The sequence below is a fragment of the Glycomyces terrestris genome (assembly GCF_003933745.1).
GTDB lineage: Bacteria > Actinomycetota > Actinomycetes > Mycobacteriales > Micromonosporaceae > Glycomyces > Glycomyces terrestris.
In genome coordinates, this window is the sequence record NZ_RSEB01000007.1 from 132,996 (window position 1) to 148,279 (window position 15,284).

General features: G+C 71.7%; 12 protein-coding genes. 6 read left to right on the forward strand and 6 right to left on the reverse strand.

What is annotated here, in order from left to right; all coding sequences use genetic code 11:
• Nucleotides 1-83 precede the first annotated feature (83 nt).
• Together tmk and EIW28_RS21865 are read left to right on the forward strand one after the other, a co-directional pair.
• On the forward strand, nucleotides 84-2,234 hold the full coding sequence (gene tmk / locus EIW28_RS21860) for a dTMP kinase (RefSeq protein ID WP_125249839.1): 2,151 nt from the start codon (nucleotides 84-86) through the stop codon (nucleotides 2,232-2,234).
• Nucleotides 2,231-3,388 (forward strand): DNA polymerase III subunit delta', encoded by a 1,158-nt coding sequence (locus EIW28_RS21865; protein ID WP_197717415.1) that lies wholly within the window; start codon nucleotides 2,231-2,233, stop codon nucleotides 3,386-3,388. The genes tmk and EIW28_RS21865 overlap by 4 nt, the downstream gene beginning before the upstream one ends.
• Nucleotides 3,389-3,403: 15 nt before the next feature.
• Here EIW28_RS21865 and EIW28_RS21870 read toward each other — a convergent pair whose 3' ends face one another.
• Entirely contained in the window at nucleotides 3,404-3,976 is a 573-nt protein-coding gene (locus tag EIW28_RS21870) for a hypothetical protein (RefSeq protein ID WP_125249840.1), read from the reverse strand.
• A 157-nt stretch (nucleotides 3,977-4,133) separates the two neighbouring features.
• Here EIW28_RS21870 and EIW28_RS21875 point away from each other — a divergent pair, with 157 nt between their 5' ends.
• Nucleotides 4,134-4,763, forward strand: coding sequence for a hypothetical protein (locus EIW28_RS21875; RefSeq protein WP_125249841.1), 630 nt, complete (start codon nucleotides 4,134-4,136; stop codon nucleotides 4,761-4,763).
• A gap of 251 nt (nucleotides 4,764-5,014) precedes the next feature.
• Here EIW28_RS21875 and folE read toward each other — a convergent pair whose 3' ends face one another.
• Complete coding sequence (gene folE / locus EIW28_RS21880; RefSeq protein ID WP_125249842.1) at nucleotides 5,015-5,656, reverse strand: GTP cyclohydrolase I FolE; 642 nt, start codon at nucleotides 5,654-5,656, stop codon at nucleotides 5,015-5,017.
• Nucleotides 5,657-5,760: 104 nt separating this feature from the next.
• Nucleotides 5,761-7,740, reverse strand: a complete 1,980-nt coding sequence (gene ftsH, locus EIW28_RS21885) for an ATP-dependent zinc metalloprotease FtsH (RefSeq protein ID WP_125249843.1) — start codon at nucleotides 7,738-7,740, stop codon at nucleotides 5,761-5,763.
• A 288-nt stretch (nucleotides 7,741-8,028) separates the two neighbouring features.
• Between ftsH and hpt the strand changes: the two genes are divergently transcribed.
• Nucleotides 8,029-8,661, forward strand: a complete 633-nt coding sequence (gene hpt, locus EIW28_RS21890) for a hypoxanthine phosphoribosyltransferase (RefSeq protein ID WP_125249844.1) — start codon at nucleotides 8,029-8,031, stop codon at nucleotides 8,659-8,661.
• 442 nt (nucleotides 8,662-9,103) lie between these two features.
• Here the strand turns inward: hpt and tilS are convergent, their stop codons facing one another.
• Both tilS and EIW28_RS21900 read right to left on the reverse strand, forming a co-directional pair.
• The gene (gene tilS / locus EIW28_RS21895) at nucleotides 9,104-10,078 is read right to left on the reverse strand and encodes a tRNA lysidine(34) synthetase TilS (protein ID WP_187350645.1); all 975 of its coding nucleotides are present in this window, start codon (nucleotides 10,076-10,078) and stop codon (nucleotides 9,104-9,106) included.
• Nucleotides 10,071-11,045, reverse strand: coding sequence for a zinc-dependent metalloprotease (locus EIW28_RS21900; protein ID WP_232014130.1), 975 nt, complete (start codon nucleotides 11,043-11,045; stop codon nucleotides 10,071-10,073). The genes tilS and EIW28_RS21900 overlap by 8 nt, the downstream gene beginning before the upstream one ends.
• Before the next feature lie 291 nt (nucleotides 11,046-11,336).
• Between EIW28_RS21900 and EIW28_RS21905 the strand changes: the two genes are divergently transcribed.
• Nucleotides 11,337-13,115, forward strand: coding sequence for a carbohydrate-binding module family 20 domain-containing protein (locus EIW28_RS21905; RefSeq protein ID WP_197717416.1), 1,779 nt, complete (start codon nucleotides 11,337-11,339; stop codon nucleotides 13,113-13,115).
• A gap of 150 nt (nucleotides 13,116-13,265) precedes the next feature.
• Here the strand turns inward: EIW28_RS21905 and dacB are convergent, their stop codons facing one another.
• On the reverse strand, nucleotides 13,266-14,717 hold the full coding sequence (dacB, locus tag EIW28_RS21910) for a D-alanyl-D-alanine carboxypeptidase/D-alanyl-D-alanine endopeptidase (RefSeq protein ID WP_125249846.1): 1,452 nt from the start codon (nucleotides 14,715-14,717) through the stop codon (nucleotides 13,266-13,268).
• 55 nt (nucleotides 14,718-14,772) lie between these two features.
• Here dacB and EIW28_RS21915 point away from each other — a divergent pair, with 55 nt between their 5' ends.
• Nucleotides 14,773-15,270, forward strand: coding sequence for an inorganic diphosphatase (locus tag EIW28_RS21915; RefSeq protein WP_091048710.1), 498 nt, complete (start codon nucleotides 14,773-14,775; stop codon nucleotides 15,268-15,270).
• Nucleotides 15,271-15,284 lie beyond the last annotated feature (14 nt).

The window sequence follows — 15,284 nt, forward strand, 5'->3', positions numbered from 1 at the left end:
ACGCCGCGCCGGGACGTGCGGCCGCACCGGGCCGACTAGTCTCGTAGTCGACCCGGTGCGGTCTCTGACTTTCGAGGAGCAGCATGGCGAACACCCTTGCCGACATCCAGACGGTGCTGCGGATCAAGCCGTTCAGGCGGCTGTGGACCGTGCTCGGCCTCGCCTCCTTCGGCGACTGGCTCGCGCTCTTCGCCACCGCCGGATTCGCGCAGTCGCTGTTCGACGACCCGGCCGCGAAGGGCGCCGCGTTCTCGGCCACGATCGTGCTCCGCCTCCTCCCCTCCCTCGTCCTCGGCCCCGTCGCCGGCGTCTTCGCCGACCGCTTCGACCGCCGCAAGACCATGGCCGCCTGCGACATCGCCCGCTGCCTCCTCATCGCCTCCGTCCCCACCGTCTACCTCGCCACCGGCTCCACCGCGATCACCGTGACCTGGCTGGCCGTCGCGCAGCTGTGCATCGAGGCCGCCGTCCTCATGTGGTCGCCCGCGAAGGAGGCCGCGGTCCCCAACCTCCTGCCGCGCGAGAAGTACGAGGCCGCCAACCAGCTCAGCCTCGCCACCACGTACGGCATCGCCCCGCCCCTCGCGTTCGCCGTCCTCGCGATCCTCGAACGCGGCTCCGCCGTCTGGTCCAACCTCGGCACCTGGGCCGAGCCGATGGTCCTCGCGCTCTACATCGACGCGGTCATGTTCGCGATCCTCGCCGTCACCGTCTACTTCTTCATCCCGCAGATCTCCGGCCGCTACGGCCAGACCGCCGCGAAGGCCACGAGCCTCTGGCACGACTTCGTCGAGGGCTGGTCCTACCTGCGCACCTCCGAACGCGTGCGCGGCCTCATCGTCGGCATGCTCGGCGCGTTCAGCGGCGCCGGCATCCTCATCGGCGTCGGCACCGTCTACGCCGGCACCCTCGGCGCCGGCGACGCCGCGTTCTACACCCTCGCCGTGTTCCTCTTTCTCGGCCTCGGCGCCGGCATCGCCCTCGGCCCCAAGCTCGTCGGCGACCTCTCCCGGCTCCGCTGGTTCGGCATGAGCATCGTCCTCGCCGGCGCCGGCCTCGCCCTCGACGCCCTCGCCCCCCACATGGTGTTCTCGATCCTCGGCTCGGTCGTCATCGGCCTCGGCGCCGGCATGGCCTTCCTCGCCGGCATCACGCTCCTCCAGCGCGAGACCGAGGACGAGATCCGCGGCCGCATGTTCGCGTTCATCGCCGTCTCGGCCCGCGTCATCCTCATGCTCGCCATGACGGTCTCCGCCCCCCTCGCCGGCTGGCAGGCCGCCCGCCAGCTCAACCTCGGCATCACCCGCGTCGAGGTCTCCATGAGCCGCATCCTCCTCTTCGCCGCCGCCGGCCTCGTCATCTGGCTCGGCATCACCGCGTTCCGGTCCATGGACGACAAGCCCGGCGTCCCCGTCTTCGCCGACCTGTGGTCCTCCCTGCGCGGCCGCCCCCTCTCCGCCCCGCTTCCGCTCCAGAGCGACGGCTTCTTCATCGTCTTCGAAGGCGGCGAGGGCGCCGGCAAGTCCACCCAGTCCGTCAAGCTCGCCGCCTGGCTCAAACTCCGCGGCTACGAGGCCGTCCTCACCCGCGAACCCGGTGCCACCGACATCGGCATGCGCATCCGCTCCCTCGTCCTCGACGCCAAGAACGGCGACGGGACCGACGCGTCCGCGCCGGTGCCGCGCGCCGAGGCGCTCCTGTTCGCCGCCGACCGCGCCCAGCACGTCGAACGCGTCGTCCGGCCCGCCCTCGAACGCGGCGCCGTCGTCGTCTCCGACCGCTACATCGACTCCTCGATCGCCTACCAGGGCTCCGGCCGCGAACTCGGCAAGGACGAGGTCGCCTGGGTCTCCCAGTGGGCCACCGGCGGCCTCAAGCCGGACCTCACCGTCCTCCTCGACGTCGACCCCGCCCAGGGCCTGCACCGCGCCAAGGCCGGCGGCGAAGGCGACCGGCTCGAGCAGGAGCGCCTCGAGTACCACGAGCGGGTCCGCGAGACGTTCCTCGGGCTCGCCGCCGCCGACCCCCGCCGCTACCTCGTCATCCCCGCGACCGGCACCCCCGACGACATCGCCGCCCAGGTCCGCGAGGCCGTCGCCGAGCGCCTCGACATCCGCACCCAGACCGCCCGCACCGACGCCGGCTGGCCCGGCCTCGACACCGACAAGGACCCCGACCGCGCCGACAGCGACTACGGCTGGGACACCGTCGCCGAAGAGGCCGGCCGCGCGTGAGCACCACCGGCGTCTTCGACGAGCTCGTGGGCCAGGACGAGGCCCGGCGGGTCCTCGCCGCGGCCGCGGCCGGCACCGGCATGACCCACGCCTGGCTGTTCACGGGCCCGCCCGGCTCCGGCCGCTCCACCGCCGCGGTCGCGTTCGCCGCGGCCCTCCAGTGCCCCGACGGCGGCTGCGGCGACTGCCACACCTGCCGCACCGTCCTCGGCGGCACCCACCCGGACGTCACCCGCGTCATCCCCGAGGGCCTGTCCCTCGGCGTCGACCAGGTGCGCGGCCTCATCCTCGACGCCTCCCGCGCCCCCACGTCGGGGCGCTGGCAGGTCCTCATCGTCGAGGACGCCGACCGCCTCACCGAGGCCGCCGCGAACGCGCTGCTCAAAGCCGTGGAGGAGCCGCCGGAGCGGACCGTGTTCCTGCTGTGCGCGCCCTCGACGAACCCGGCCGAGATCTCGGTGACGATCCGCTCCCGCTGCCGCGTCATGGGCCTGCGCCAGCCGCCGCCGGGCGCGATCGCGGACCTCCTGGTCGCCCGCGACGGCCTCGACCGCCGCGAGGCCGAGCTGTTCGCGGCCGCGGCGCAGGGGCACGTGGGCCGGGCCCGCCGCCTCGCGACCGACGCCGAGGCGCGCGCGAAGCGCCACGACGTCCTCCAGATCCCGCGCCGCCTCACCGGCCTCGGCGCCTGCTTCACGGCCGCCGTCGAACTCATCGAGGCGGCGGAGGCGGAGGCGTCGGGCACGTACACCGACCGGTCGGCGGCCGAGCGCGAGGCGCTCGAGACCGCGCTCGGCAAGGGCGGCACCGGCAAGGGCGCCTCGAAGGCCGCCCGGGGCGCGTCGGCCGCGCTCAAGGAGCTGGAGAAGCGCCAGAAGACCCGCGACACCCGCGCCCAGCGCGACTCGCTCGACCGGGCCCTGGTCGACCTCGCCGCGTTCTACCGCGACGCCCTCGCAGCCGGCTTCGGCGCCCGCGTCGCCTCCGTGCACCCGGACATGGCCGACACCACCCGCGCCGCCGCCACCCGCCTCAGCGCCGAGTCCCTGCTGCGCCGCATCGACGCGATCCTGGAGTGCCGCAAGGCGATCGAAGCGAACGTCCGCCCCCGCATCGCCGTCGAGGCGATGATGCTCGCCCTCTGGCGCGCCTGACCCGGCCGTCCCCGGTCACTGGGTCCACAGGTGGTGGATGAACGCGTCCTGCGCCTTCGGGATCTGCCCGGAGCGCCGCCACCGGTACCAGGCCCGCTCCTCCACGACGCGCACGCAGAAGTCTCCGTCGGTCTCGAACGGCTCTGAGACGCACCGGAAGTCGTCGCGGAACACCCCGTCGGTCCAGTGCCACACCCGGCGCCCGATCAGGTTCGGCACGTCGGAGGCTGGGTAGGGCCGGCGCACCGGCGGCGCGTCGGGGTCGGAGAGGCGTTCGATGAGGTAGCCGGGCCGCGGCGCGCCCGTGCCGGGCTCGGGCCGCTGCACCCACACGTCCCCGGCCGGCACCAGGCTCGCGTACGCGTCCCCGTCGCCGTCGATCGCCCGGTAGTAGTCCTCCTCGGAGATCACGGGGACGACCAGCATCCCGTCGCGCGTCACGGGGTCGTCGGCGCGGAGGTCGAACTGCCAGCCGCACCCGGGCGCGCCGGTCACGACCCGGGAGGAGTGCAGGTCGATCGCCCTGGCCGCGGGGACCGGGACCAGGGCCGGGGGAGGATCCGGGACCTCGAATGAGCTGTCCGACAAGCCCAATGGACGCTCCTGACCTTCTGTGACAACTGCGCGCAAGGGTGACCGGAGGAAAGCATAGGGGGTTGGCACACTCTGGGGATTCACGGCCCATCCGGCAGTCGTAAAGTTCTTCTCACAAGCACCGAACACTTCACACCTGAGGATGGATGAGATGAGCGAGTACGACGAGACCGCCCCGGTCGAGGAAGACGTCACCGAGGACTACACCGCCGAGGAAGAGACCACCTACACCGAGGACTCGACCTACACCGAGGACTACACCAGCGGCGAGACCTTCGACCTGGACGGCGACGGCATCGAGGACAACACGATCTCCGTCGACGGCACCACCTACGTCGACTCGGACTACGACGGCGAGGCCGACGGCATCGCGACGGACTACACCGGCGACGGCGTCAGCGACGAGATCATCGTCGACACCGACGGCGACGGCTACATGGAGTCCATCGCCTCCGACCTGGACGGCAACGGCACCCTGGAGACCCTCGAGTCCGACACGAACCTCGACGGCTACACCGACCAGGTCACCGTCGACACCAACGACGACGGCTACTCCGACTCGGTCGCCACCGACACGAACAACGACGGCTACACCGACGTCGTCGCCACCGACGCCAACTACGACGGCTTCGTGGACGACATCTCGCTCGACACCGACGCCGACGGCGTCGTGGACGCGGTCCTCCAGGACTCGGACGGCGACGCGTTCCTCGACACCGTCTACACCGAGGCGACCCCCGAGGGCGACTCCATCCAGTCGCAGAACGGTCAGGTCATCTAACGACCGGGTGCTTGAGACCGGACACCCCTGGCCTCAGTTCATCCGCAGTGAAGGCCGGACGCCGCTGGCGTCCGGCCTTCGCCGTGTCCTGGGCGCGGTCCCGCGCGATCATCGCCGCCGTGAGCGCCGTCCGCGCCGTGCGTCCGCAGTGCGCGCCGCGCTCCCCCCGGCACGACCGCACCTCTGCGCCGCGGGCCCACTCGATCGGCCTCGCCGTGCGGCGCGGACCGTTCAGCCGGTCGTCTCCGGCTTCAGCTGGTCGTGCCGCGCAGGAGCGACATCGCCTCGGCGCGGCTGCGCGCGTCGGACTGCATGAGGCCGCGCACCGCGGACGTCACGGTGCTGGAGCCGCGCTTCCTGATGCCGCGCATGGACATGCACGTGTGCTCGCACTCGACGACGACGATGACGCCGGCGGCCTGGAGCGACTCGTAGAGCTGGTCGGCGATCTGGCTGGTGAGCCGCTCCTGCACCTGCGGGCGGCGCGAGTACACCTCGACGAGGCGCGCGAGCTTCGACAGGCCCGCGATCTGGCCGCTCACGCCGGGGATGTAGCCGACGTGGGCGACGCCGGTGAAGGGCAGCAGGTGGTGCTCGCAGAAGGACTGGACCTCGATCTCGCGGACGAGCACGAGCTCGTTGTGGTTCTCGTCGAAGGAGGTCTTCAGGACCTCGGCGGGGTCGACGCGGAGGCCGGCGAACAGCTCGGCGTAGGCGCGCGCGACGCGGCGCGGGGTCTCCTTGAGCCCGGGCCGGTCGGGGTCCTCGCCGACGGCGGCGAGGATCTCGCGGACGGCGGCCTCGATCCGCCCCAGGTCGACCGCGTCCTCGACGGGGCTGCCGTTGATGCGGCCGTCGATGAGGCGGGCGGCCAGGTTGTCGAGTTCAGCCATTGCGCAAGCTTACGGTCTTCCACTGACGATACGAGTGCGCTTCGTCACGCGCTGGAAACGCGAGGGCCCGCCTACCTGCGCAGGCGGGCCCGATAACGATCTTGCTACGGTTGCGGGCTCTGGCCCTCGGTGGCCGGTCCGACCTCGATGCCCGCTTCGGGGCCCTCGGCGGGCCGGGACCCGTTCGGGGTGGAGACGGGCGGCTGGCCGAGCTTGCGCTTGTCGGTGCCGTTGAAAGGGGACATGGGCGGGCGCTTGACGACACGCGTCGCGATCCGCTCCAGGTCCTCCTGGTTCAGGGTCTCCTTCTCGAGGAGCTCGGTGACCATCTGGTCGAGGACGTCGCGGTACTCGGTGACGATCGCGTACGCCTCGTCGTGGGCGATCTCGATGAGGGCCCTGACCTCGGCGTCGATGTCGGCGGCGACCTCGTCGGAGTAGTCCTTCTGGTGCCCGTACTCGCGGCCGAGGAACGGCTCGGAGCCGCCGGAGCCGTACTTGATGGCGCCGAGCTTCGCGGACATGCCGTACTCGGTGACCATCGCCCGGGCGACCTTGGTGGCCTTCTCGATGTCGTTCGAGGCGCCGGTGGTCGGGTCGTGGTAGACGAGCTCCTCGGCGGCGCGGCCGCCGAGGGCGTACGCGAGCGTGTCGATCATCTCCGAGCGCGTCTGCGTGTACTTGTCCTCGGTCGGCAGGACCAGGGTGTGGCCCAGGGACCGGCCGCGCGGGAGGATCGTGAGCTTGTGCACGGGCGCGGCGTGGGGGAGCGCGTGGGCGACGAGCGCGTGGCCGGCCTCGTGGTAGGCGGTCATCTTCTTCTCGTGCTCGCCCATGACGCGGCCCTTGCGCTCGGGCCCGGCGATGACGCGGTCGATGGCCTCTTCGAGGGCGTCGGCGGAGATCGCCTTCTGGTTGTGGCGGGCGGTCAGGAGCGCGGCCTCGTTGATGACGTTCTCGAGGTCGGCGCCGGAGAAGCCCGGGGTGCGGCGGGCGATCGTCTCGAACTCGACGTTCGGGACGAACGGCTTGCCCTTGGCGTGCACGGCCAGGATCGCCTGGCGCCCTTCCTTGTCGGGGGCGTCGACGGGGATCTGCCGGTCGAAGCGGCCGGGCCGCAGCAGGGCCGGGTCGAGGATGTCGGGGCGGTTGGTGGCGGCGATGAGGATGACGCCGCCGCGGGTGTCGAAGCCGTCCATCTCGACCAGGAGCTGGTTGAGGGTCTGCTCGCGCTCGTCGTGGCCGCCGCCCATGCCGGCGCCGCGGTGGCGGCCGACGGCGTCGATCTCGTCGACGAACACGATCGCGGGCGCGTTCTCCTTGGCCTGGGTGAACAGGTCGCGGACGCGGCTGGCGCCGACGCCGACGAACATCTCGACGAAGTCGGAGCCGGAGATCGAGTAGAAGGGGACGCCGGCCTCGCCGGCGACGGCGCGCGCGAGGAGCGTCTTGCCGGTGCCGGGCGGGCCGAACAGGAGGACGCCCTTGGGGATCTTGGCGCCGAGCTCCTGGTACTTCTTCGGGTCCTCGAGGAAGTCCTTGATCTCACGGAGCTCCTCGACGGCCTCGTCGGCGCCGGCGACGTCGTCGAACGTGGTCTTCGGGGTGTCCTTGGACACCATCTTCGCCTTCGACTTGCCGAAGTTGAGGACGCGCGAGCCGCCGCCCTGCATCTGCGACATGAAGAACAGGAGCAGCAGGACGATGAGGACGATCGGGAGCAGGCTCAGCAGGAAGCTCACGAACACGGAGGTCTCGTTGACCTCGGTGTCGAACGTGACGCCGGCGTCCTCGAGCTCGGTGGCGACGGTCTCCATCATCCCCGCGGGGAGGTAGGCCTCGACCTTGTCGCCGCTCGTGAGGGTCAGCTGGACGAGCTGCTCCTTGTCGAGGAGGTTCGCCTCCTCGACGTCCCCGTCGTTGATGTGCTTGAGGACCTCGGAGGTGGTGGCCTCCTCGTAGTCGGAGCCGCCGGACCAGAAGCTGCCGATGAGGACCGCGATGAGGGCGATGAGCACGATCCAGACGAGCGGCCTGCGGAAGAACCGCTTCCGCTCAGGTGTGGGTCTCCCGGCGTCGACCACTCGATTCCTCCTGCTGCGTTCGTCGCGTATTCGAGCGGGGCCGCGACCGAACTGCGCGCCGGCCTCGCTGCCGCCTTGCCGGGTTTCCTTGGCCGCAAGGCGTTGACACCTCGAACGTACACGGTGTGAAGGTTCGGCGTCCCGCAGCGGTCGCACCCCTGAAATGGCGCTCCGCGCCGGATACCGCCCTTTACCCGCCCCGCCGATAGTCCGTAATTAGTACCACGGGCGGCTTGACTTCGCCCACCCAAGCCTGCGGCGCGGGCGAACGGGTGGCACCCTTGTTACATGACGTCGGAGTTGGCCAGCCCAGCATCAGTGCCGTCCCCCGCAGCGGAGGACGCGGTGTTCGATCCGGATTCGTGGTACGCCGAGGAGATCGAGCGCACCATCATCACCGAGGAGGAGATCCGAGCCAAGGTCGCCGAGCTCGGCGCGAAGGTCTCGGCCGACTACGCCGCCGGGCTGCTCGAGGACGGCGACGAGCTCCTGCTCGTGGGCGTGTTCAAGGGCGCGGTCATGTTCATGGCCGACTTCGCGCGGGCGCTGTCGGTGCCGGTGAAGATGGAGTTCATGGCGCTGTCCTCGTACGGGAGCAGCACCACCTCCTCGGGCACGGTCCGCATCCTCAAGGACATCGACTCCGACGTCGAGGGCAAGCACATCCTCGTCGTCGAGGACATCATCGACTCCGGGCTCACCCTGTCGTGGCTGCTCAAGTACCTCGAGGGCCTGCGCCCGGCGTCGGTCTCGGTGGTCTCGATGCTCCGCAAGCCGGGCGTGCAGCGCGTCGACATCCCGGTCAAGTACCTGGGCTTCGACATCCCGAACGAGTTCGTCGTCGGCTACGGCCTCGACTACGCCGAGCGCTACCGCGAACTCCCGTTCATCGGCGTCCTCAAGCCCGAGGTCTACCAGTAGCCGCGGAGCCCCGGCTCCGCCCCCGAACCCAGGCCCGCGCCCCCGGCGCGGGCCTTTCCTCTTACTGGGAGTTCTCTCAGTTTCGCTACGAGCGGAACCGACGGCCGAAGCCTCCCGACTTGTCGCACCCCCGAGGCAGGGTTTTGCCCGGGGGCCCAGAATCCGCCGCCACGAGGCGCCCGCCCGCGCCCCGAAGTCCCCTAACGACTCGAACTCCGGCGGCCCGGAAACGGTCCCATCCCCGAGCCAGAGTTGAGTCCGGGAGCCTGCACCCGGTGCCGTGAGGCGCCCGGCCCTGCCCGCGAACCCCTCGCCCCGCATCGCGGAAACCCGAGGTCGCCTCCGAAGGCCGCGCTGTCGTACCCCCGAGGCAGGGTTGACATCGGGGGCCCGCAGACCGCCGTCTCGATGCGCCTGACCCTGCCTGTGGTTCGGCCGCCGGTCACCGCAGGGGCTGCGTGGCCGTGAGCCTGCCGCCGCCGCGCCGGACCTCGATGCCGCCGGGCAGGAACGCCGGGCCCTGGCCGCGCCAGTCGGCGACGAGCGCGTCGACCGCCGTCACATGCCGGTGGTTGAGCTCGGCCCCGTTCACCCCCGACTCCAGGAGCCAGGCCCGCACGGCCCGGGTCCGCACCGGCGCCGGCAGCGCCCCGAGTCTCCCCGCGTCGAGGCCGCCCTCGGCCCGGCACTCGTCGAGCGCCGCCAGCGCGAGCGCGTCCAGGTAGTCGGTGTCTTCGCCGACGAGCGCCGCCGTCCGCGCGAGGTTCGCCACGAGGTCCTCGCCGAGGACCGCCACCAGCGAGTCGAGCGCCGGGCGCAGCGCCGAGCGCAGGAACCGCGGATCCTCGTTGTGCGGGTCGGCCCACGGCTTGAGCCCCCGCTCGGCGCACGCCTCGTGCGTGTCGCCGCGCGCGATCCCCAGCAGCGGCCGCCGGTAGTGCCCGCGCACGGCCCGCATCCCGGCGATGCCGCGCGGCCCCGCGCCGCGCACCAGCGCCAGGAGCACGGTCTCGGCCTGGTCGTCCCTGGTGTGGCCCAACAGGACCGCGCTGGCGCGGTGCCGTTCGGCGGCGGCGTCGAGGGCCGCGTACCGCGCCTCGCGGGCGGCCCCTTCGGGTCCGCCGCCGGCGCCGACCTGGACGGTCACGGCTTCGGCCGGTGCGAGCCCGGCCCCGCGGGCCCACGCGGCCACGGCCGCGGCGCGCTCGGCCGACCCCTCCTGGAGTCCGTGGTCGACGCTGACGAGCCCGGCCCGCAGGCCCATGCGCGGCGCGCAGAACGCGGTGGTGTCGGCGAGCGCGAGCGAGTCGGGTCCGCCCGAGCAGGCGACGAGGACGAGGGAGCCTTCGGGGAGGTCGGCGAGGCTGTCGCGGACGGCGGCGCGCAGTCGCGCCACCGAGGGCGGCAGCTTAGCCACGGGCCCCGAGGACGCGCGCGGTCCACAGTTCGGGGCGGTCGATCTCGGTTTCGGTGGGGAGGTTCGCGGGCCGCTCCCACACCCGGTTGAACCCGGTGACGCCGTGCCCGGCGACGACGTGGTCGACGAAGCGGCGCCCCGCCGCGTACTGGCGCATCTTGGCGTCGAGGCCGAGGAGCTGGCGCAGGAACCGCTGGAGCGTCGTGGGGTTGGCGCGGCGGCGGTCGAAGCGGCGGCGCAGGAGCTGGACGTGGTTGATGGAGGTGCGGCCGACGCCGTCCATGACGGACTCGGCGTGCCCCTCCAGCAGGGTCATGAGCGCCTGGATCTGCGAGATCGCCTGGCGCTGTTCGGGACTGGTGACTGCGGTCATCACGTCGTGGTTCGCGCCCTCGGCGGGCTCCTCTTCGCGGGCGGAGGCGAGGGCGCGGCGGACGGCGAGCGCGAGGCTGGCCGCGGAGGAGCGCTCCGGTTCGGCGGCGTCGAAGAAGGTTTGGATGAGTCCGTGGAAGTGCGCGCGCATCCACGGCACGGCCGTGAACTGGGTGAGGTGCGCGGCCTCGTGGACGGCGATCCACAGCCGGAACTCGCGCGAGGGCAGGCGCAGGCGGCGTTCGACCTCGACGATGTTGGGCGCCACGAACAGCAGCCGCCCGGTGTCGGTGGAGAACGTCTCGAACTGGCCGAGGACCCGGGAGGACAGGAACGCGAGGACGGCGCCGGCTTGGACGCCGGTGATCTTGGCGGCCGCGGTGGGGGCGGCGTCGCCGGGGGCCTCGGCGCCGAGTCCGGTGAGGAGGCGGCGGAACCCGGCGATGTTGATCTGGCTCCAGCGGACGCGGTCGACGACGTCGACGGGCGCGAGCGAGGCGGGGACGAGCCCGGTGTAGTCGGTGACGAGGTCGATTGCGTTGCGCGCGTGGCGGTGCAGGTCGGCGACGACGTCGAGGGCGCCTTCGCGGCTCATGGTCGGGCCGCCCTTGCTGAACGCCCGCGAGCAAGACGCGGCGGTCCGCCAGTCGACTGACGGCAGCATCGGGTTTCCTGCGGGCGGCGCCATCGGTCCAGCCTATCCAGAGCGCAGTCGTCTCGCCACCATCCCGCGCAAGCGGGTCTGAAACGGCCGTTACCGGGCGCGGCCGGTGCGCATGAATTGAAATATCGAACGTCTTGAAAGTTTCGGACCGGAGATGTTACGTTCGCTCCGAGCCCGCAACATCTTGCAGGATTGCGGGCAGGAATTTCACAGGGAGCAACGATGCCTCACTCCATCGCCAGGCGGACGCTCGCCGCCGCAGGCGGGGCCGCCCTCGCCGCCGCCGCGGTGCTCGCGGCCGCCTACCCCCGCACCGAGCCCCCCGCCCCCGAGACCGCCCCGGCAGCGGCACTCGGCGGCGGCGACTCGATCCTCAACATGTTCGAGTGGACCTGGAACTCCATCGCCGCCGAATGCGAGGGCCCCCTCGCCGACTCCGGCTACACCTACGTCCAGACCTCCCCGCCGAACGAGCACATCCTCGGCGCCGACGCCACCCCCGGCGAAGAGGACGCCTGGTACATCCACTACCAGCCCGTCTCCTACGAGCTCGAGTCCCGCCTCGGCACCCGCGCCGAGTACGCGGACATGATCGCCGCCTGCGAGGCCAACGGCATCGGCGTCATCGCCGACGTCGTCATCAACCACATGGCCGCCGGCTCCGCCACCGAGACCCGCTACGGCTGGAACGGCAGCGAGTACCGGCAGTTCCACTACCCCGACGCCGGATACGACGCCTCCGACTTCCACAACACCGGCTCCTCGTACTGCGAGATCGACAACTACCAGGACCGCGCCGAAGTCCAGAACTGCCACCTCGTCGGCCTCAACGACCTCGACACCTCCCAGGCCGACGTCCGCGAGACCATCGCCGCCTACCTCGACGACCTCACCAGCCTGGGCGTCGCCGGCTTCCGCGTCGACGCCGCCAAGCACATCGCCGCGACCGACCTCGCCGCCATCATGAGCCTCGTCGACGGCGACCCCTACATCGTCCAGGAGGTCATCGGCGCCGCCGGCGAACCCATCACCGAGGCCGAGTACACGGGCATCGGCGACGTCCAGGAGTTCAGCTACTCCTACGACCTCAAGAACCACGTCAACGGCTCCTCCGAGGCCCGCCACCTCACCACCATGGGCACCGGCTGGGGCTACACCTCGCCCGCCGGCGTGTTCACCGCCAACCACGACACCGAGCGCGGCTCGCTCACCATGAGCTACAAGCACGGACAGGACTACCTGCTGGGCGAGGCGTTCATGCTCGCCCACCCGTTCGGCACCCCCGCCTCCTACACCGGGTACGCCTTCTCGAACTCCCACGCCGGCCCGCCGCTCAACGCCGACGGCTCCGTCGCCGACGTCAACTGCGGCGCCGACGCCTTCACCTGCATCCACCGCTCCCCGTACATGAGCGGCATGGCCGGCTTCCGCGCCGCCACCGCCGGCGACGCCGTCGTCAACACGTGGGGCTCGGGCGACGCGCTCGCCTTCGGCCGCGGCGACACCGGGCACGTCGTCATCAACGCCGGGACCTCCGCGATCACGCAGACGTTCACCACCTCGCTCCCCGACGGCTCCTACACCGACGTCATCTCCGGCTCGACCGTGACCGTCTCGGGCGGGGCCTTCACCGCCGCCGTCGCCGCGAAGACCGCGCTCGCGATCCACGCCGGCGGCACCGGCGGCGGCAGCGGCGGCACGGGAAGCTGCGTGACCGTGAGCGCGTACGTGACCGGCACGAGCGTCGGCGACGAGGTCTACATCGTCGGCTCGATCCCGCAGCTCGGCGACTGGACCGCGATCCCCTCGGCCCACCTCTCGGGCGCGACCTACCCGTACTGGAAGGGCACCGTCTCGGTCCCGGCCGGGACCACGTTCCAGTACAAGTACGTGATCGTCCGCTCGAACGGCTCCTACACGTGGGAGTCCATCGGCAACCGCACGGCGACCGTGCCGGGCACCGGATGCCTTGTCCTGAACCAGACCTGGAACACGGCCTGACCTCGCGCCGCGGGCCCCGGACGCGTTCGTCCGGGGCCCGCGGTGTTCCTGAAGCGCGCTTCAGGCGGCTTCAGCGTGGCTTCAGGTCGGCCGGGCCACCATTGCCTTCACGCGATCCCCCGCACGGAACGGGAGTAGGAAAGGAGGTGGTCAGCAGCCGCATTCGGCGACGGCGGCCGCGACCTCGTCGAGCGCCGCCTCGATGTCCGCCTCCGCGGTCGAATGGCCGTTGGTGATGACCGAGAAGATGACCTGCCTGCCGTCGAGCGTCGTGAGCGACCCGGTCAGCGAGCTCACCCCGGTGAGCGTGCCGGTCTTGGCCCGCACCACGCCCTTGCCGCTCTCGGCCGAGCCGAACCGGTCGTCGAGCGTCCCCGAGTAGCCCGCCACCGGGAGCGACTCGAACACCGACGACGACTGGGACCCGGCCGCGCCGAGCAGCATGAGCGTGAACGCGTCGGCGGTCATGCGGTTCGTCGGCGAGAGCCCGGAGCCGTCGTGGAAGACCAGCCCGGTGGTGTCCACTCCGAGCGCTTCGAGCGTCGCGAGGTGGACCGTGGACATCGCGGCCCACGTCATCTCGCCTTCGACGGCCAGCGCCGTCTGGAGCGCGACCGCGTCGGCGAGCAGGTTGTCGGAGGTGAGGATGAACGAGTCGACGAGCGCCGCCATCGGCGCCGAGTAGACGACGGCGAGCTCGGCCGCGCCCGCGTCGGCGGTCCCGAGCGCGACCGCCGCGCCGCCGAGGAGCTCGGCGAACTGCTCGGCGGCGACCATCGCGGGGTCGGCGTGGTGCGGCGAGTACTTGAGGGTGTTGTCGGTGCGGCCGCCGTCGACCATGACGGGCGCCATCGGCGCGGTCGCGGTGTCGAGGTCGCCCGCGGGGACGCCTTCGGCCTTCGGGTTGTCGGTGAAGACGCTCGTGTCCAGGTACACGGTGGCCGGCGCGGTCCCGCCGCGGGCCTCGAGCACCAGGTCGGCGAGTTCCTGGAGGCTCGCGCCCTCGGCGTACTCGTTGTAGTAGCCCTCGCCGTCGAGCGTGAGGGTCGGGTCGCCGCCGGCGACGAGCACGACGCTGTCCTCGGTCGGCCCTTCGACCACGGTCGTCGGGATGCGGTACTCGGCGCCGAGGTGCTCCAGGGCCGCGACCGCGGTGACGACCTTCATGGAGGACGCCGGGGCGAGCGCGGCGGCGCCGTTCTGCTGGAAGAGGACCTCGCCGGTGAGCGCGTCGGCGAAGGTCGCCCCGAGCGTGCCGTTGAACGCCGAGCCCGCGAGCATGCCGGTCAGCAGGGCCGACAGGTCGGGGACCGGCGCGTCGGCGTTCGAGGTCGACAGCACCGGCGCGGGCTCCGCCGGCGGGTACGCCTCAGGGGTCGTGATCGTGCCGGTCCGCGGGGCGGCGACCGCCGAGATCTGCCACACCAGGCCGCCGGCTGCGGCTACGGTGACCAGGACGGCGAGGGCCGCGAGCACGCCGGTGAGGACCCGCCGGCGGCGCCGCGGCCCCTGCTTCGAGGGCCGCGCGGCGACGGGCGCGGCGGGTCGGGCGTGTGGCGTACTACTCGCGACCTTGGGGTCGGCGTTGTCGCTGAGGGACATGCACAGAGACTAGGCCATTGAGAGCACTGCACAGGAGCCTGGAGGAGGTCGGCCGATGGAGTTCGACGTGACCGTCGAGATCCCCAAGGGGAGCGCGAACAAGTACGAGATCGACCACGAGACCGGTCGAATCCGCCTGGACCGGACGCTGTTCACCGCCACGGTGTACCCGGCCGACTACGGTTTCATCGACGACACGCTGGGCCAGGACGGCGACCCGCTGGACGCGCTGGTGCTCGTCGAGCCCACGTTCCCCGGCTGCGTGATCCGCGCCCGCGCGATCGGCATGTTCCGCATGCGCGACGAGAAGGGCGTGGACGACAAGGTCCTGTGCGTCCCCGCGGAGGACCCGCGCAAGGACCGCTTCAAGGACATCGCCGACGTCCCCGAGTTCGACCGGCTCGAGATCCAGCACTTCTTCACGGTGTACAAGGACCTCGAGCCCGGCAAGAGCGTCGAGGGCGCCACCTGGACCGGCCGCGCCGAGGCCGAGGAGGAGGTCCGCCGCTCCTTCGAACGCGCGAAGGCCGCCGGCTACCACTCCAACCACTAGACGACGAACTCCGA